Source organism: Butyrivibrio sp. INlla16 (genome assembly GCF_900104155.1).
Classification (GTDB): Bacteria; Bacillota; Clostridia; order Lachnospirales; family Lachnospiraceae; genus Butyrivibrio.
This window is the reverse complement of sequence record NZ_FMYB01000003.1, coordinates 154,782-173,120: the sequence shown is the minus strand read 5'-3', so window position 1 is coordinate 173,120 and position 18,339 is coordinate 154,782. Positions and strand designations below refer to the sequence as shown.

Sequence of the window (18,339 nt, the reverse complement as noted above, 5' to 3'; positions counted from 1 at the left end):
GGAGAAGGCAAGTGAATGGTAACAATTCCGGTTCGTGGATGGCTCGGATCGGTGAAACAATAATTTTTTCAAAGGCAAAAAGGAGGGTTACAAATCTATGAAAAAGAGTATCAAGAGGTTGGGAGCACTGCTCATGACCGGTATCATGGCAGCATCTTTGATGACAGGCTGTGCTAACAGTGGTAGTGCAGGATCTTCGGGATCAGCATCCGCATCCGGATCTGACAAGATTAAGATCGGTGTTTCAATCTGGAGTTCCACGGACGTACTTGGAAGCCAGTGTAAGAAAATCGTGGATAAGGCAGCTAAGGCTAACGGCGTTGAAGTTCAGTATGTTGACCAGGCTCATGTATCTGAGCAGGTTACAGCATCTGTTGAGCAGCTCTGCGCAGCAGGATGCCAGGGAATCATCATTTGTAACTCAGCTGATTCCGAGATGACTTCAGCTATCAACACATGTACAGAGCACGGCGTTTATATCGCTCAGTTCTTCCGTATCATCTCTGAAGAGAACAGCCCTGAGGTTTATAAGACAGCTTGCAACTCCAAGTATTATGTAGGCGCAGTTCATGAAGATGAAGTAACAAACGGCTATACACTTGTTAATCTCCTTCTTGAAAAAGGCGACAGAACCATCGGTCTTGAGGCGTGGACAGTTGGTGATGCAACATTCCAGCTTAGATGGAAGGGCTATCAGCAGGCTATAGATGAGTGGAATTCAGCACACGCTGATGATCCCGCAACAATGACTGAGCCCGTATACGCTAATACATCTTCCGAAGAAGGTGCTGCAGCAGCTATGTCACTTTACAATTCAAATCCCGGTATGGACGCTCTTATCGTAGCGGGCGGCGGCGGAGATCCCCTTGTTGGTTCAATCGGCGCTTATGCTAACGAAGGTCTTACAGGCAAGATCGACGTTGTATCAACAGACTTCCTTGATGACCTTGCAGATCAGCTTAAGTCAGGCGGAATGTTTGCAGAGTCAGGCGGACACTTCTGTGATCCTCTGTTCGCATTCTATCTTGTACTTAACGCAGTTAAGGGTAACTATGTGAAAGAAGAAGGAACCTTCGGTTATGAGATACTCTTCCCTTATCTGTATGTATCATCACCCGATGATTATGCAAATTATGAGAAGTACTTTGTAAACGATGATCCTTACACAGATGATGAGCTTGCAGAGATGGCTAATTACAGCTTCGACGATCTCAACAAGGCAGCTTCCAATCTGTCAATCGACGACGTTATTTCCCGTCACAACAACTAATCCAGGTTAAAAGCTCTGCCGGATCTCATGCCATCCAGGAGGTTCGGCGAGCATGACTGTATAGGGACTTTTAGAAATACAGATTTGAAAAAGTATACCTCATCACGGGAGGAGTATATGAATAAGTTTCAGGAATTCAAGCAGAGCCACTGGTATGGACTGGTGCTTCTTGCTGTTTTGACATTTGTGTTCTGGGCGTTTTTCAAAATATTGGCGCCGCAGACTTTCGGAGATTTTGACAAATTACAGACATATTTGAAAACGGCTCTTTATTATGCGGTAGGTGGCTGCGGCCTCTACTTTATCTGCGTAATGGGACCTTTTGATATGAGCGTGGGTGCAAACATTGTGCTTTCATCGGTGCTTGCCGTAAATATGAGCGAACGTTTCGGATATGCGGGACTTCTGATTGCGCCGATAATAAGCGGTGTGCTGGTTGGCCTGCTTAACGGACTTGTATATATAAAACTCAGAATTTCATCACTCATCGTAACCGCAGGACTTTCACTGGTTTACGAGGCGTTGTCTATCTTTGCCACAAACGGAAAAGAGGCTATTCTGGCTCCGCAGTACAGAGCTTTCGGTGATTATCCGGGGAACCTCATTCTGGCGCTGGCGGCATTTTTCCTCTGCGGTTTTATTCTCAAATATACCAAGATCGGAACATACACCTATGCCATTGGATCCAACGAAGTTGTTGCGAAGAATATGGGTGTAAACGTAGATAAGTACAAGGTTGTGGCATTTGTGCTCTGCGGACTTTTCGTGGGAATCGAGGCTATCCTCACAATTTCCTACGGAACCTCTATGACAAGTGCATCCAATCTTGCTTCCATGAGCCGAAACTTCCCGCCTCTTATGGGAACATTCTTCGGACTTGCTTTTAAAAAGTACGGACATCCGGTTATCGCTATAGTTATAGGTGAGTTCATAATTCAGCTGTTGTTCCAGGGCTTCGTTGCTCTCGGAGCACCGACTACGGTACAGAATATCGTAACCGGTATTGTGCTGCTCGCGATCGTAACCATGACCATCAAGCCTGTTAAGGGCGTAGTAGTCAAGTAAGGAGGGAGACATGAGCGAAGTTATTTTACATGCCGAGAAAATCGATAAGAATTTCGGCGTTACTCACGCAATCGATCATGTGACTCTCGATTTTAGCAAGGGCGAGGTGCATGCACTGATCGGTGAAAACGGCTCCGGCAAATCAACCTTTACATCCTGTCTTACAGGTATTTATCACAAGGATACCGGAACCTTTACATTAAATGGAAAAGAAGTAAATGCTAAAAATCAGGTCGATGGTAATTATCAAGGTGTCGCAATTATTGTACAGGAGATCGGAACACTTTCCGGACTTACCGTGGCTGAGAATATCTTCCTCGGAAAAGAGGATGAGTTCACGAAGTTCAAAGTAAAGAACACAAAGAGCATGAATAAAAAAGCACAGGCGCTTCTTGATTCCTACGGTTTCAGTTATATAAAGGCGACGGACATCATTGATAAATACAACTTCGAGGACAGAAAGCTGATAGAAATCGTAAAAGCTACTCACTTTAAACCGCAGGTTCTTGTGGTGGATGAGACCACAACAGCTCTTGGTGAGAAGGGAAGAAAAGAGCTCTTCAAGGTTATGAAGCAGACCAAGGATGACGGAAGATGTGTCATTTTCATCTCTCACGATCTTGATGAGGTTATTGAGCAGTCAGACAGTATCAGTGTGCTAAGAGACGGTGTTCTTATTGATACGGTAAAAAGTGACAGCGTAACTACCGATGATCTGAAGAAACTTATGGTAGGACGTGAGATGAGTAATAACTACTATCGAACGGATTACAATGAGGAGATATCTGATGAAGTTGTGCTTAAGGGTGACCATCTGACTGTGCCCGGTGAGATTGAAGATTTTTCGATTGAGCTTCATAAGGGTGAGATTATCGGAATCGGAGGACTGTCCGAGTGCGGAATGCATGAAGTCGGAAAAGCTCTCTTCGGTGCTTCCTATGACAGAGAGGGAAGCGTAACTCTGTCTGACGGTACACAGATAAATGATATCAAATCCGCCATCGACCACAGCATAGCGTATGCATCAAAGGACAGAGACAACGAGTCGCTTGTAATAAATGATACGATTCAGGATAATATCTGTCTGCCGTCTCTGGAGGACCTCAAGAAAAACCACATTCTTCACGCGAAGGACGAGAAGGTGTTTGCCGAGAAGTTTGCAAAACAGATGAGTACCAAGATGGAGGGTGTGCATCAGTTTATGTCGGCTCTTTCCGGAGGTAATAAGCAGAAAGTTGTACTGGCCAGATGGATTGGAAAAGACTCGGACATAATCATTCTTGATTCTCCCACAAGAGGAATTGACGTCAAGGTTAAGGCTGATATCTATCAGATGATGGATAAGATGAGGAAGGATGGAAAGTCGATCATTATGATTTCGGAAGAAATCTCGGAACTTCTGGGTATGGCGGACCGTATCATCATCATGAAGGACGGACGAAAGAACGGTGAATTCAGGAGGTCCGTAGAACTTAAAGATACAGACCTTATTGCAAAGATGGTATAAGCTTCGGGATGGAGGAAGATATGGAGAATGAGAAAAAAATAAAGGTTCCCTTCATGGAGAGGCCGATAGTAAGAAATATAATGCCTTTTGCAGGTTTCATATTTATTGTGGTGTTGTTTGCAATTCTTACCGGCGGTCAGCTCTATACGGCAGGAAACTTAAAGCTTCTTTTGTCGCAGTCATATGTACTTCTTATAGCCTGCGTGGGAGTGTTCATGGTAATGACTATGGGCGGACTTGATTTCTCACAAGGCTCTATGCTCGGCATATGTTCTGTTGTAATTTGTTTTTTATCAAATATAAATATTATGCTCGCGGTTATATGCGGAGTTATAACAGGTGGAATTATCGGTCTTGTAAACGGATTTTTTAACGTAAAGCGCAAGATCACATCTTTTATTGTTACTATCTGCAATATGTATCTGCTTCGCGGAATGGTGGCCTATGCGACTACCAAGAGTCCTGTATACGGAGTGGCAAATATCACTTCCTATAATACTATCGGTTTTAATCTGGTGTTTACCGTACTGATACTTGTGGGTGCGTTTGTGGCATTCCAGTACACTGGTCTCGGCAACAGACTTAAGGCTATAGGTGCCGGCGAAACCGCAGCGAGATTTGCGGGAGTAAGAGTTGAGAAAACCAAGATGCTGGTATATATGGCAGCGGGTATGATAACAGGCCTTGCGGCATTTATAAACAGTATCAAAGTAGGCTCCGTTACATCAACGGCAGGTAACCAGCTGGAAACGCAGATCATGATAGCGCTGGTACTTGGCGGAATGCCTGTAAACGGTGGTGCCAAGGTTAAGTTTTATAACATAATCCTTGGAGCTCTAACCTACAAAATACTGACAGCCGGACTTGTAATGCTCGGAATAGAGCCCAAGACGCAGCAGCTCATCATGGGCATTGTATTCCTAGTAATGGTTGCGGTTTTTGCAGACAGAGAAACGGGAATGATAGTTAAGTGATGCTTTGTTAGGGGATAAGCGCTTCCGGAGGATTGGTCCGGAAGCGCTTTTTATAGCCCCTCATCCGCCCTTCGGGCACCTTGTCTACGCTCCGCTTCGGTCCGCGCTGAACCGACGTCCCCCGGACGTCGAGCGCCCCCGAAGGGGGAAGGCAAAATAATTGGAATGGATATTTAAGGGCCCTGGTTATATAATAAGAAGATAGACTTGAAGGCGCTTCGGTTATTGCGAAGTGCATGGCACTAAGATTTGAGGGGTAAATGAAAAAATGAGTAACAAAAGAAAAGCCGGAAACATAGCAGGCATAATTCTTGCAATTACCTTTGGAATACTTGCATTTGTCTATATAGGATTTGTAGTATATTTTATGGGGCATTTTTCCTATAACACATATGTTAATGATATTCCTGCTTATAAATTAACTGCAAAAGATATAGAAAAAGAAGTAACCGACGGAATTAAGCGATATTCGCTTGCAATTAATTCAAGAGGCGGTATCACGGACACTATAACTTCCGACGACATCAGTCTGTCGCTGAGGATTGACGGTCAGTTTGACAGAGCATTAAAGTCACAGAATCCGTTTTTGTGGCCATCATATTTCTTCAAGGAGACCAGGCTTACAACTGATAACATAGTTGTTTATTCGAAGCAGACTTTGGAGGAAAAGATAGAAACGCTTAATCTTTTTGCTCCGGAAAATGTCAGAGAGCCTGTGAATGCTTATATTCCCGATGAGTCCGGCGAAGACGGATTTTATATAGTTCCGGAGGATCAGGGACAGTCCCCCATAAAGGATATGGTTGTAGAAAAGATTACTGCAGCGCTTGATGTTCTTGAACCCGAAGTTACGATTGACGATGAGTGCTATAACGTACCTACGATCTTTCAGGATAATGAGGAACTTATAGCATATAGAGACAGCCTTAACACCTATTGCAAGGCAATCATTACCTATACCTTCGGTGATGAGAAGCTTGTGGTGGACGGCACAAGGATAAAGGAATGGTGCGACATAGACGGCACAAGTGTCACGCTGAATCCCGAAAAGGTAAGGGAATTCGTAAACAGTATGGCGCGCCAGTATGATTCGTTTGGAAAAAACCGTACCATCATTTCCCACACCGGTGAAGAAGTTACTATAACCGGTGGAGATTATGGCTGGTGGATGGACAGAGCAACTGAGACCTCGGAGCTTATCGAGGCTGTGAAAAACGGAGAGAAGACAGACAGAACTCCTGTGTACTTTGGAACGGCAGCAGCTTACGGAGAAAATGACTGGGGTAATTCATATGTGGAGATAGACCTTACTGCTCAGCACCTTTGGGTTTATAAAGATGGTGTGGCAGTTATTGATTCCGACTTTGTTTCAGGGTGTGTGAATAAGGGACGTACTACTCCTACGGGCAGCTATGCGATAACCTACAAGCAGAGAGATGCGACGCTTGTGGGAGAGAACTATGCTTCGGATGTTAAGTACTGGATGCCTTTTAACGGAAATGTCGGTATGCATGATGCGAGCTGGAGATCGGAATTTGGAAAATGGTACTACATCATAAACGGTTCGCACGGCTGCATAAATCTTCCGACTTCCAAAGCAGCTGAGATCTATGAGGTTGTGGAAAAGGGCGAAGCGGTATTTGTATACGGAGGAAAGACTGAGCCTGAGGAGGTTGTAACAAGAGAGGTGACCAATCCCGAAACAGGAGAAGTTACAACCATTAAGATGCCTATAAGTGCAGTCCGTGAGGAGGAAGCAGCCGCTGCTCAGGAAGAAACCACTCAGCCCCAGGAAGAAGTTACTCAGCCCCAGGAAGAAAATACCGGTGTCCAGGGAGAGGATGCCACGACTCAGGAAGCAACTTCTGAAACGACTGGAGAGAATGCTGAGGTACAGGAACAGAGTACTGTACCGGAGGGTTGATGCCCGATACTTCTGATTTTTGCCGCGAGGTATGACCCAATTCGGATTTATGGTAAAATTATTACAAGTGAAGGAAAAAGTTTTAATTAACCGAGGGGAAAGAAATGCTTAATTGGAATGTCAGTCTTGTTGTTCCAAGCTTTCTGGTTTTGCTCATAATTATGGGGTACTATTTTGCTCTTCCGCGTCTCCCGGTAAGACTGAACAAAACCTATCTGGCTATTCTTATAAATGAAGGCGTAGTAATGCTTTTTGATATAATCTCGAGCTGGGCAGACAATATGCATGACATATTGCCGGTGTGGCTTCTGGTTATATTAAATTCGGTCTATTTTTTCTCGCTGGCACTTCGTATCTTCCTGTTTTTTGAGCTGACTACTATAGTTCTCAGGGTCAATATCTGGAAGAATAAAGTTGCGGCAATTCTTTTATGTATTCCTTATGTTGCAGAACAGATAATAATAATAACCGGTATGTTTACCGGGAATATTTTCTATATTAATGAAAACGGGTATAACCGCGGACCGCTGCATTTTACAATTTACGTGTGTCTGTATTTCTACCTGTTTACTTCTTTTTTCATGATCTATAAATTCAGGATGAGGATCCGAAGAAAGCACGAGAGGGTAAGTATATTGTGCTTTAATACGATTATCCTAATCGGATCTATTTTCAGAATTACATTACCCACACTGCTTTTATACGATACCTTTTGCCTGATGGCACTCATCATAGTTTATCTTTCCTTCGGTAACCCGGAGTTTTATTTGGAACGCAGAAATATGGCGTTTAACAGTAAGGCTCTTCGAAGCTACATCGAAGAAAATGAGGAGCACGGTAAATACAAAATTCTGGCATTTGTTATTAGGGATTACCATGATGTAAGGGAAATATACGGTACTACTCAGATGGATCAGGGAATCGCACTTATTTCCGCATATCTTAGGGTGAATTATCCGGATTGTCTGGATTTCTATAATCAGGGAGGACGATTCATCCTTCTCGGCGGAGTAAATATGGATTGGGAGGAAATTCACGAGGAGCTCCGCCATAGATTCATGCTGCCCTGGACCTCTGACGATGCCGAACTTTATCTGGAGGCTGGCTTTGCGCTTATAGATTGTACCGAAGGGTATTTTTCCGCAGATGAGGTCCTCAATATGATCTCGATAATGTTGGAAAAAGCGGATGTTCTCGGGAGCGATTTCAATATACTGGCAGATGAAAATGTGCTTTCGGAATTCCAGGACAGAATAGAAGTAAAGCGGTGCATGGAAAATGCCATAGACCGGAAGGCTGTCGAAGTATTCTTCCAGCCTCTTGTGTCTGCCAAAACAAGAAAGCTTGTCGGAGCAGAGGCTCTTGCCAGAATTCGAGATAACGACGGACATATCATATCGCCTGCGGCTTTTATTCCCCTTGCTGAGAAGAACGGAAGAATTAACCAGCTGGGAGAACAGGTATTTGAAAAGGTTTGCCAGTTTATTTCGGAAAATGACGCGAATATAATGGGACTGACTTTTATCAATGTGAATCTGTCTCCCATACAGTTTATGCGCTCAGATTTGGGAAAGGGATTTTTATCAACCCTCAATATGTATGGTATTACACCGGACAGGATTCATCTCGAAATAACCGAGGAGTCCATGACCGATGAGCAGCAGATGGAGAAACAGATCCGTCTGATGCAGAATTATGGCTTCAAATTTGTGCTTGATGATTACGGAAAAGGATATTCCAATCTGACAAGGCTTAAGAAGAGCCCCTTCGTAAATGTAAAGCTTGATATGGAAATCGTGTGGGATTACTGCAACGCTCCGGATGAAATACTTCCTATGATGGTAGAGGCTTTTAAGAAGATGAATTTCGGGGTAACAGCAGAAGGAATTGAGACTGAAGAGATGGCTTGGAAAATGACGGAGCTTGGCTGTGATTATTTGCAGGGAATGCTGTTTTCTGCTCCTATTCCTGCTGAGGACTTTGCCCAAAAATATGCGAAGGGTTAATCACAATGAAAATTGGGGATATTTTAAGCGCGCATCGCGTTAAGTTCATAATATATGTTTTTCTGATGCTGATCAGCTTGTTTTTGGGCGGCGTGGCAATTGCCTACAGATGGGAAATACTGTGGGTTTTGTTATTTACGCTGCTTTTTGCATTGTTCCTGGTACTTGCGGGATATGTGTACATGTCCAGCCAGAGAGACAGTGCTTACGATGTCCTGAGAAAACAAAAGGAAAGTGATGAAGAAGAGGCAAGGCGCAGAATGGAATATTTTGCAAATATGTCTCATGAGATCAGGACTCCAATTAATGCAATTCTGGGTTACGACGAGCTTATTCTGAGAGAGTACAATGATCCTGCACTTCGCCAGTATGCGTACAATATTCGCTCTGCTGGAAATACACTTCTATCTCTCATAAATGATTCACTGGATTACTCGAGGATAGAAGCCGGTAAAATGGAACTGTTCATTGCCGAGTACGACGTAGGCATGGTTATCGAGGATATGATGAGTCTTATCAGACCGAGAGCGCTTGCCAAGGGACTTGATCTTAAGGGATTTGTTAATGAAAACATTCCGCGAAGGCTTTATGGTGATGCCGACAGACTTAAGCAGTGTATTGCAAATCTTCTTACCAATTCCGTTAAGTACACCGATGAAGGTGAAATTGATTTTTCCATGGATTTTGAGGCACTGCCTGTTAACCCGGGATCAGATAATGAGGAGATTCTGCTCAAGGTTGCAATAAGAGATACAGGTATAGGCATCAGAGAAGAGGATTTACAGAAGCTTTATAAGCCCTTCGAGCGTATTGAAGAGGATAAGATAAAAAATATTGAGGGAAGCGGCCTTGGTCTTTCAATCGTAAGGCAGATATTATCACTTATGGATTCTGAGCTGAAGGTTGAAAGCATCTACGGAGAGGGAAGTAATTTCCATTTTTCAATTAAACAAAGGGTTGCCGGAAGGGAACCTGTGGGAGATTTCGAGAAGAGCTATGCGAGAAATGTCGCAGACAAGAATCATTTTGCAATAAGTTTCACTGCTCCGGAGGCAAGAGTGCTTGTGGTTGATGATGCGGAACTGAATCTGGCGGTTATGGAAGGACTTCTTAATGGTACAGGTATACAGGTTGATTCTGCTCTCTCGGCCACGACAGGCTTGGAGCTTGCAGAGAAAAATGATTATGATGTGATTTTTGTTGATCTTAGAATGCCCGGAATAAACGGCGGTGAGATGATAAGAAAGCTACGCGGAGATTACGAGCCGGGTCACGACAAGAGAAAATATAATTCGGGCAAAAAATACAGGAAGAAATATAATCCGGATAAGGACGCTGAAAAAATCAGGAATAGAGAGACTCCCTGCATAGCTCTTACGGCAGGAGCTCTTCAGGAAACAACGAGTGATTATAAAAAGCTTGGATTTACGGATTATCTGTTAAAACCGGTGGCATTTAAAGAACTTGAGATGATCCTTCAAAAGTATATCCCGGCAGATAAAATAAAACACATGTCCGTGAAGGATATTATGACAAAAAAGAAAGATGTTCCGCTTTTGGATACGGAAGAAAAACTGAATGAAGCGTTAACAATACTTGCACAACGGGAGCGTGTGAATTGATACTCAAATACAATATATTTCTGGAGCTGGCAACGGTTCCGCTAAACTTCATATTGTGCGTGTTTTTCCGCTTGAAATATAAGGAAGACACAAGAGTAAATCGAGAATTTAAAATTTTGGCTTATCTTGTGTTTCTGGGTACTGTTATTGATATTGTGGATGCAGTACTTATCAGTATAGGCGCCGGTGTACCTATAGCCATCAAGTACCTGGTGAATACATTAAACTATGTTCTGGCGACTACCGGATCTTATCAGTTCATAAGATATGTAATAGCTTACGTCGGGGATGAGTACAATACGACCACAGGGGCATTTATCAATAAAGTGCTTTTGGGAATTTATGCGGTAATCATTATTCAGAACATTTTTACGGGAACGGTTTTCTATTATCTTGATAATGGGCAGCCCAAGGCCGGTGCGCTCTTTATGATGATAGTGTATGCGTATCCCCTATACTATATTCTTTATGGCGGAGTTTTTATACTGAGTCATCCGGAGAGCTATGCCAAGAAGATGAAGTATGCGCTCGTTGGAACCTTTTTCTTTATGATAGGACTCTACGCTCTCCAAATGTTTGTATACAGAAGTCTTCTGGTCACTTATTTTGCGGCATCACTTGCAATACTAGTGATGTTTCTCACCTTGGAAACTCCGGATTATGCAAAACTTCAAAAGACCCTGGAGGAATTGTCCATTTCAAAAAGAGAACTCGAAGCTTCAAATATCAGGGCTACGGAAGGAAGCCGTGCAAAGACAAGGTTTCTTGCACAGATGTCAAATGATATCAGAACTCCCGTAAATGCAATCATGGGATATTCGAATCTGATCCTGGCTGATACAAACGAGGAGGCGACAAGAGAATATACGAGACGTGTAAAAATATCCGCGAAGCGACTCTTGACCTTCTTTGAAAATGTGCTTAATTATGTGTCGGAGGAGACTGATGAGAACGGACCAAGAAGATTGCCTTCCATGGCAGAGCTCATTGAGAGAGGTGATGAGCTTGAATATCTGGAGGATGAGAGCAGCGAAAGAAGTATAGGGCTTTCCGGAGCTCCGGAGATCAGGATACTTGTGGTGGATGATACGCCGCTGAATCTGGATCTAATGGTAAGAATGATATCGCCCATGGGCTTTACAGTGGATACGGCGACCGATGGTGAGAAAGCTATTTTGCAGGTCAGAAAATTCAGATATGACCTCATTTTCATGGATCATCTGATGCCTGTTATGGACGGTGTGGAAGCACTGAAAATCCTTAGGAATGAGAGGCTTTGCGATAATACTCCTGTAATTATGCTGACTGCCAATGCAATCGCGGGTGAGGAAGAGAAGTATTTAAATGAAGGGTTCGCAGCATATCTGACAAAACCTTTTACAGAGGATAAGGTAAGGGAAGTGCTTAAAAAGTATCTTCCAAAGAAGGATGCAAAGGCCAGAGATGATATGGATATCAGTGCCTGGGAGAATCTGCAGGAAAAACTGCCGATGCTTCGCGTGGCCAATGCAAGAGAGTATCTTCTTCATGATACGGGACTGTATAAAAAGATTTTGATTTCCTATTCGGAGGAGGATGTTTCTTCAGATCTTTCCGCTGCGGTAAGAGGTGGGGATTATGAGGAAGCGATAGCGATAATCATGTCCGAAATACACAAGGCCAGGCTTATAGGTGCAGAAAACCTTGTGAAGATGGCGGAAAAACTTGAACTATTATGCAGAAAAAAGGAGTTCGAACTTTTGCGTGAAAGAATCGGTACATTTATAGCGGAAAAAAATACGCTTTCAGACTCAATAATTATGCAGTTACAGGTGGAAAAGGGTGAGTAAGAAAATTTTAATTGTGGATGATTCCGGAACGGAGCGACTGTATCTCTCGGAACTTCTTGGGAAGATTGAAAACATTGAGGTTACGGAAGCAGACGGTCCGGATGCCGCTATTGGGCAGTTGGCCATAAAAAAATATGATCTGATCTTTATTGATTATTTCCTAAAGGGGAGTCTTGGGTCGGATCTCAAAAAAATGATTCTGGAGAAAAATCCCGGTTATAACGCGGCTACAAATGCAATTGTACTTGGGAGTGCCACGGATTTTCAGGGGGATTTTTTGAAGAAAACCGGTTTTATTAATTATCTGGAGAAGCCGGTAGAGTTTAATATGCTTAAGGCTGCAATTTCAATGTATGCAAAGGTTTCTGATTAAGGGGGATCAGGCTGATGTTTCATAGGCTGTTCTTTGAGCTTTCAGCAATTTTATATAACTTGATGATATGCCTTTTCCTGACAATCACTTACACGGATTCGTCAAGGACCACTAAGGCATTCAGGAAGTTTGCGTATTACCTTACAATAGCAACTATTGTAGATGTGGCGACGGAGGCAACACTTATTTATACAGGGGAGATTCCTGTAGTCGGACATTATGTGATACATGCTTTCAATATTTTATCTGCGACAGTTGCCGCAAATTCATATGCGGAATATATAGTTGCCTGTGCAAATGTTGATATCAAGGACACACTTCTTCATAAGATCAATCTTGCTGTGGTTATTCTGCAGTGTTTCCTGATGGTTCAAAATGTTTATACCGGGAATGTTTATATGTATACGCCGGAAAATGGCTACACATTCGGGGCGTTCTATCTTGCGTGTTCATTCCTTCTGCCGGCATATTATGTAATATTGGCAACTGGATTTACTGCGGTTAACCACGACTGCTATACAATTTTGCAGCTGTTTAGTATAGGAATAGCGACTTCCATAGTATTTGCAATTTATGTTATTCAGACGTTTTTTCTTACAAATCTGGTCCTCATATTCTTTTCTGCATCACTTGCGATGCTGGTACTGTTTTTCTCTTTGGAGACACCGGATTTCCACAGGCTTGAGAAGACCATAGGAAAACTTGAAAAGGCTGAGAAGGAAGCTCTGGAAGCAAGAAAAAAAGCAGAGGAAGCAAGTGAAGCGAAGAGTGAATTTTTATCACAGATGTCCCATGAGATAAGAACACCTATTAATTCAATTCTCGGATTTGATAATCTGATACTGGAAAACACAAGAGAAGCCAGGGTGTCAGAGTATGCTTCTAAGATAAAAGGTGCGGGCGAAACCCTTTTAGCTTTCTTTAATAATCTACTCAATCTGATTGCGCAGAATCCCGGAGAGGATGTGGATATAAACAGCCTTTTTGACTATTCGTCTCTTTTGGAAACAGATATAGATGAAACAATAGTTCCGATTATGCCAAAGGCTCAGATTCTGGTTGTTGATGATAATGCAATGAATGTGGATCTGCTGCTTAAGATAATGAAAAAGACAGAGGCGCAGATTGACACAGCGGTGGACGGGCAGAAGGCTCTTTTGAAATTGCGCAAAAAGACATATGATCTCGTAATCATGGATCACATGATGCCGATAATGGACGGTGTTGAAACGCTGAGTATTATGAAAGAGGAGCGTCTTAGTAAGGATGCCCCTGTAATCATGCTGACCGCAGGCGGTCTTAGGGGAGATGAGGAGAGATTCAAGGAGCTTGGCTTTGATGCGTATCTTTCAAAGCCTGTGGTTGCGGATAAGCTTTACGACCTTCTTATCGATCTGATGCCTTCACACCTGATCGAGAGCAGAGCTTCACTGGAGCGCTTGTTTTATAAAGAAAACGCGCCGGTAAATAAGGAGCAGGAAGAAAAGACCGATGTCACGATTTACAGAAAATCACTGGCTGAGCTTTTCCCTGATATGAATGTGACTGCAGGACTTGATTTTTGCATGGGCGACGAGGAATTCTATCTGTCGCAGGTTGAGATGTTTGCCGACAGCGATAAAGGTACTGAGCTTGCGGGATTTTTGGAAAACAGAAATTGGGACAGCTACCTTATATCTGTGCATTCTCTAAAGAGTACAGCAAAGACAATCGGCGCTGACGCGTTATCCGAAGAGGCACTGGCGATTGAAAATGCATTAAAGGAGGGCCGCTACGAAAGCGTTACTAAGGGGCATGGTGCTCTGAAGACTCACTTTGATGAACTTTGCATTGCTTTGAAAAAGGGTCTTGATGAGTACAAAAATATGCCTGTTCAGACAGCGGACGACAAAGATGGTGCGCCGGCGGCTTCGGGAATGCAGCAGGCCGCAGATTCTCCTCTTGGTGGGGGATTGTCTGCCCAGATTCTTCTCGCGCTTGCAAATACAGTGGACTCCAGGGATATAAACAATCCGGGCAGATCCATGAGGGTTGCACGTTACTCGTCTGAAATAGCAAGAAGGCTTGGGAAAAGCGAGACCGACCAGCAGGATGTCTATTACATGGGACTTGTACATGATATAGGAAAGCTTATCATTCCGGAGAAGATTTTGAGAAAACCCGACAGCCTGACGGAGGAAGAATCCGAGATAGTAAGACAGCATCCTATAATAGGATATGAGATTCTTAGGAATGTTTCAGAGATGCCGGGACTTGCGACGGGAGCCAGATGGCATCATGAAAGATACGACGGAACAGGATATCCGGACGGACTAGCAGGGGAGGAGATTCCTATAGAGGCCAGAATTATAGGAATCGCCGATGCCTATGACGCTATGACTTCGCAGCGTCCTTATGCCTCAGTGATGCCGCCCCTAAAGATAAAAAAAGAACTGGAGCGAAACCGCGGGAAACAGTTTGATCCGGTTCTTGTGGATGTGCTAATAGGAATGATAGATGATAAAGAGTCATAAGTTTTTAAGGGAATAATCTGCGAGCATGCGAGCTGCTTCACGAACACTTTCCCTTCTGATATGAACGGAGTCTCCGTCCTTCATCTGGAGTACCTGAAGATCCTTGTCCACGGATTTTACATGGGCGAGATTCACAAGATAACTCTTGTGGCAGCGGATAAAGGAATCGTCCGGAGTCTGGGCCTCGATGTTGTCAAGTTTACCTGTAAGTTGAATGGTTGCTCCGTTAGCCATATGGAAATAAAGCGTGTGAGAACTCTGTTCAACATAACAGATTTTTTCAAAGGGAAAGGTCATATCCTTCCCTCCCACTCTGATTGAAACACCGCCCTGGGTATGTTTCATTGAGGCAGCGAGCTCCAATACTTCGGAAACCTCGGTAGAATCAAAAGGTTTCATCAGATAGCGGATTACACGGTTTTTATAACCTTCCATAGCGTGATCCTGGCTGGATGTGGCAAATGCGATCGGAACGGAAGCGTCAATACTTCGTATTCTTGTGGTTGCGTCAACGCCGCCCATGCCCGGCATTAGAATGTCCATGAAAATAAGGTCGTACAAACCCGGCCTGAAAGCATCCAGGAATGCCTCGCCGGACTCAAAAAGAATAATTTCACAACCCGGACGAACCTTATCGATTATGAACTGAAGCTGACGCCTTTGAGCCATTTCATCATCACATACAGCGATTTTTAGAATATCAGATGCACCCATATGCAACCCCTCATATAATAATGTTCTTATTTAATTATAATATCATAAAATGTGACGATTTTGACAACTAATATCACAATTATTAGATTTGTCAAGTACGAATTATGAACAGAACAGTTCATATTTCGTAGTTTTTGTTGAAAAAAGACTGTTATAATAATATTTGTAACATTATGTCATAATTGCTCTGACTAGGAGCGAAAGGTGATGGGGAGATGAAAAAATACAGTCTGGGAAGCAGGATATCCACGTATTTGAGAGTCTGCATTGCTCTCTGCGTGCTTATTCAGTTCCCATTCTGCGGACTGAAGGGAAATGCTCAGTTTCAGGGTGTTTACAATAATAAGGTGATCTTTACGGCTCCGAGTGCGGAGAAGCTTTTTGACGGAACTCCGCTTACGGAACAGATTGATGTCACGGCACAGGGGCTTCCACCGGGATATACCTACAAAGCAGTCGCAGAAGGGAGCATTACTTATCCTGAGGAAAATCAGGAAAACAACAATATAGTTACTGACTATGCTATATTCGATCCGAGCGGACTTAACGTGACCGAGAAATTCGTCAACGTTGAGCTTAGACCGGGGACCCTCAGAATCAGCGAGAAGGAAGCGGTTCTCGGCGCTAAGAGAGATGCTGATGAAGATGAAGCTGAAGCCGAAGAGAGCGAGTCTGTCGTCTCAGAGGATGAAGAGATTGTTGAAATCGAGGACGAGGATGCAGCAAAGGCAGATTCGCCTTACGAATTTATGAATTCTTATTCACTTGAATTGGTTATGTATATTTTCTTGATACTGATAATGCTGGCAGTTTTTATTGTCTTTATAAGAGACAGTAACAAAATGAGGGAAAAATGAAATCTATTCAGGAAAAAATCACGCTTCTTACAACTATAGCAATTCTTATGGTAGCTCTTATTGTAGGCGGAACCGCAATTTTCACTTTGCGACGAGCGGGTGAGTACAATTCGGCTCAAATTCTGCATCTTACCTGTGAAAAGGAGGCAGATACAATTAACAGAGTCCTCTTAAATACGGAGGAGGCTGTTAATATCCTGGCTGATTATGCGGTTGAACGCCTTTTTTCAGTCGAAAAACTTGCCGGAGATCAGGCATACAGAGACAGCTACACTGTTCAGCTGTCCAACCTTTTTTCTAATATCGCGGAGAACGTTCCGGGAACAGTTTCTTATTATGTCAGGTATAATCCTGATATCATGCCGCCTACGAGCGGACTCTTTTACAGAAGAGATTCCCTTGATGATGAATTTGAGATGACCGAGCCTACAGATATCAAGGCTTACGATAAGGACGATATGGGTCGTGTAAACTGGTGGTATATACCGGTTGAAAACGGAGCACCCACATGGCTGGAGCCTTATCATAATGAGAATATTGACAAGGATCTTATATCCTATGTTGTTCCTTTGTATGAGAATGGTGTGCTTGTCGGTATAGCAGGAATGGATATCGATTATTATACTCTTGTTGATACTGTTAAGGCCATCAAGTGTTATGACACCGGATATGCATGTCTTGCAAATGATAAGGGCGATGTTTATTACAATCCGAATTTTGATCCGGGAACTGTTGTGGAAGAGATGAACCTTAGAGGTATCATGTCTTTTGAAGCCGAGAGCAGCGGAGATGATCCGGTTGATTATTATCTCGGAGATATGAGAAAACAGCTCTCCTACAGCAGTCTGGTTAATGGTATGAGACTTATAATAACTGCTCCTCGAAGCGAGATACTTGCGATGAGTAATAACCTTACAAGAAGAGTTATTATCTCAACAATTATAGTTTTGTTCACATTCCTGTTCCTTACAATTATGGTTAGCCGCAGGATTACGGGGCCACTTAAGACTCTTGCCCAGGTTGCAAGAGAGATCAATGATGGTAAACTCGAGGTGACTTTCCCTAAAGAGACCAGCGATGAGGTAGGAGACCTTGTTCATGCCATGGAGAAGATGGTTCATCACTTAAAGCATCACATCGACGATCTGAATTCACTTGCTTATCACGATTCTCTGACCGGCGTAAAGAATAAGACGGCATATGATGATGCCGCATCCAAGCTGGATTCACAGGGCGGCGAGAAGGAATACGGTATAGTTGTTTTTGATGCAAACAATCTTAAGAAGATAAATGATACTTACGGTCACGAGAGGGGTAATATTTATCTTCAGAATGCCTGCCGTCTTACCTGTAGGATTTTCAAGGGAAGTCCTGTTTTCAGAATTGGCGGAGATGAGTTTGTTGTAATTCTTCAGGGAGATGACTACGATAATTGCTACAAGCTTCTCCGCGATTTCGATGTGGAGGCTGAGCGCCACAATTTAGAGACTGTAAATGAGTGGGAGAAGATCAATATCGCAAAAGGTATGGTGAAGTACGATCCCGAGACCGACGCGAATGTGGAATCGGTTTTCAAGCGCGCAGACGCCCGCATGTATGTTGCCAAACAAAAGATGAAACTCGCCGAGATGGGGTAAAAAAAGGCTTCCCCTTGAGGGGAAGCAAGCAGCCGAAGGCAGACTGAT

Annotated in this window: 13 protein-coding genes; 12 read left to right on the top strand and 1 reads right to left on the bottom strand. The window is 43.3% G+C overall.

All coding sequences use genetic code 11. The annotated features are described in order from the left end of the window. The first annotated feature begins 97 nt into the window (after positions 1-97). From BLR42_RS02645 to BLR42_RS02600, 10 genes are all read left to right on the top strand, one after another. The gene (locus BLR42_RS02645) at positions 98-1,270 is read left to right on the top strand and encodes a sugar ABC transporter substrate-binding protein (RefSeq protein WP_091866397.1); all 1,173 of its coding nucleotides are present in this window, start codon (positions 98-100) and stop codon (positions 1,268-1,270) included. A gap of 117 nt (positions 1,271-1,387) precedes the next feature. Then, the gene (locus BLR42_RS02640) at positions 1,388-2,335 is read left to right on the top strand and encodes an ABC transporter permease (protein WP_022761272.1); all 948 of its coding nucleotides are present in this window, start codon (positions 1,388-1,390) and stop codon (positions 2,333-2,335) included. Positions 2,336-2,345: 10 nt separating this feature from the next. Beyond that, on the top strand, positions 2,346-3,842 hold the full coding sequence (locus BLR42_RS02635) for a sugar ABC transporter ATP-binding protein (RefSeq protein ID WP_091866395.1): 1,497 nt from the start codon (positions 2,346-2,348) through the stop codon (positions 3,840-3,842). Positions 3,843-3,862: 20 nt separating this feature from the next. After that, positions 3,863-4,816 (top strand): ABC transporter permease, encoded by a 954-nt coding sequence (locus tag BLR42_RS02630; protein ID WP_242876593.1) that lies wholly within the window; start codon positions 3,863-3,865, stop codon positions 4,814-4,816. Positions 4,817-5,084: 268 nt separating this feature from the next. Beyond that, positions 5,085-6,740: a L,D-transpeptidase family protein gene (locus BLR42_RS02625; RefSeq protein WP_091866393.1), complete on the top strand. Its 1,656-nt coding sequence runs from the start codon at positions 5,085-5,087 to the stop codon at positions 6,738-6,740. 104 nt (positions 6,741-6,844) lie between these two features. Beyond that, on the top strand, positions 6,845-8,746 hold the full coding sequence (locus BLR42_RS02620; protein WP_091866391.1) for an EAL domain-containing protein: 1,902 nt from the start codon (positions 6,845-6,847) through the stop codon (positions 8,744-8,746). A gap of 5 nt (positions 8,747-8,751) precedes the next feature. Continuing rightward, positions 8,752-10,368, top strand: coding sequence for an ATP-binding protein (locus BLR42_RS02615; RefSeq protein WP_091866389.1), 1,617 nt, complete (start codon positions 8,752-8,754; stop codon positions 10,366-10,368). 116 nt (positions 10,369-10,484) lie between these two features. Beyond that, the gene (locus BLR42_RS02610) at positions 10,485-12,197 is read left to right on the top strand and encodes an ATP-binding response regulator (RefSeq protein ID WP_139165093.1); all 1,713 of its coding nucleotides are present in this window, start codon (positions 10,485-10,487) and stop codon (positions 12,195-12,197) included. After that, positions 12,190-12,570: a response regulator gene (locus tag BLR42_RS02605; RefSeq protein ID WP_091866385.1), complete on the top strand. Its 381-nt coding sequence runs from the start codon at positions 12,190-12,192 to the stop codon at positions 12,568-12,570. The genes BLR42_RS02610 and BLR42_RS02605 overlap by 8 nt, the downstream gene beginning before the upstream one ends. 14 nt (positions 12,571-12,584) lie before the next feature. Continuing rightward, positions 12,585-15,083, top strand: a complete 2,499-nt coding sequence (locus BLR42_RS02600; RefSeq protein ID WP_091866383.1) for an HD domain-containing phosphohydrolase — start codon at positions 12,585-12,587, stop codon at positions 15,081-15,083. Here the strand turns inward: BLR42_RS02600 and BLR42_RS02595 are convergent. Then, positions 15,078-15,797 (bottom strand): LytR/AlgR family response regulator transcription factor, encoded by a 720-nt coding sequence (locus tag BLR42_RS02595; RefSeq protein WP_022760790.1) that lies wholly within the window; start codon positions 15,795-15,797, stop codon positions 15,078-15,080. The genes BLR42_RS02600 and BLR42_RS02595 overlap by 6 nt on opposite strands. Positions 15,798-16,012: 215 nt before the next feature. On the opposite strand from BLR42_RS02595, the gene BLR42_RS02590 reads away from it, so the two are divergent. Together BLR42_RS02590 and BLR42_RS02585 are read left to right on the top strand one after the other, a co-directional pair. Further along, the gene (locus BLR42_RS02590) at positions 16,013-16,654 is read left to right on the top strand and encodes a hypothetical protein (protein ID WP_091866381.1); all 642 of its coding nucleotides are present in this window, start codon (positions 16,013-16,015) and stop codon (positions 16,652-16,654) included. Beyond that, the gene (locus BLR42_RS02585) at positions 16,651-18,291 is read left to right on the top strand and encodes a diguanylate cyclase (RefSeq protein ID WP_091866379.1); all 1,641 of its coding nucleotides are present in this window, start codon (positions 16,651-16,653) and stop codon (positions 18,289-18,291) included. The genes BLR42_RS02590 and BLR42_RS02585 overlap by 4 nt, the downstream gene beginning before the upstream one ends. Positions 18,292-18,339 lie beyond the last annotated feature (48 nt).

Coding starts and splice junctions, on each gene's coding strand:
- BLR42_RS02635 (WP_091866395.1), top strand. CDS start 2,346: ATGAGCGAAGTTATTTTACATGCCGAGAAAATCGATAAGAATTTCGGC.
- BLR42_RS02590 (WP_091866381.1), top strand. CDS start 16,013: ATGAAAAAATACAGTCTGGGAAGCAGGATATCCACGTATTTGAGAGTC.
- BLR42_RS02640 (WP_022761272.1), top strand. CDS start 1,388: ATGAATAAGTTTCAGGAATTCAAGCAGAGCCACTGGTATGGACTGGTG.
- BLR42_RS02615 (WP_091866389.1), top strand. CDS start 8,752: ATGAAAATTGGGGATATTTTAAGCGCGCATCGCGTTAAGTTCATAATA.
- BLR42_RS02620 (WP_091866391.1), top strand. CDS start 6,845: ATGCTTAATTGGAATGTCAGTCTTGTTGTTCCAAGCTTTCTGGTTTTG.
- BLR42_RS02630 (WP_242876593.1), top strand. CDS start 3,863: ATGGAGAATGAGAAAAAAATAAAGGTTCCCTTCATGGAGAGGCCGATA.
- BLR42_RS02645 (WP_091866397.1), top strand. CDS start 98: ATGAAAAAGAGTATCAAGAGGTTGGGAGCACTGCTCATGACCGGTATC.
- BLR42_RS02585 (WP_091866379.1), top strand. CDS start 16,651: ATGAAATCTATTCAGGAAAAAATCACGCTTCTTACAACTATAGCAATT.
- BLR42_RS02625 (WP_091866393.1), top strand. CDS start 5,085: ATGAGTAACAAAAGAAAAGCCGGAAACATAGCAGGCATAATTCTTGCA.
- BLR42_RS02595 (WP_022760790.1), bottom strand. CDS start 15,797: ATGGGTGCATCTGATATTCTAAAAATCGCTGTATGTGATGATGAAATG.
- BLR42_RS02600 (WP_091866383.1), top strand. CDS start 12,585: ATGTTTCATAGGCTGTTCTTTGAGCTTTCAGCAATTTTATATAACTTG.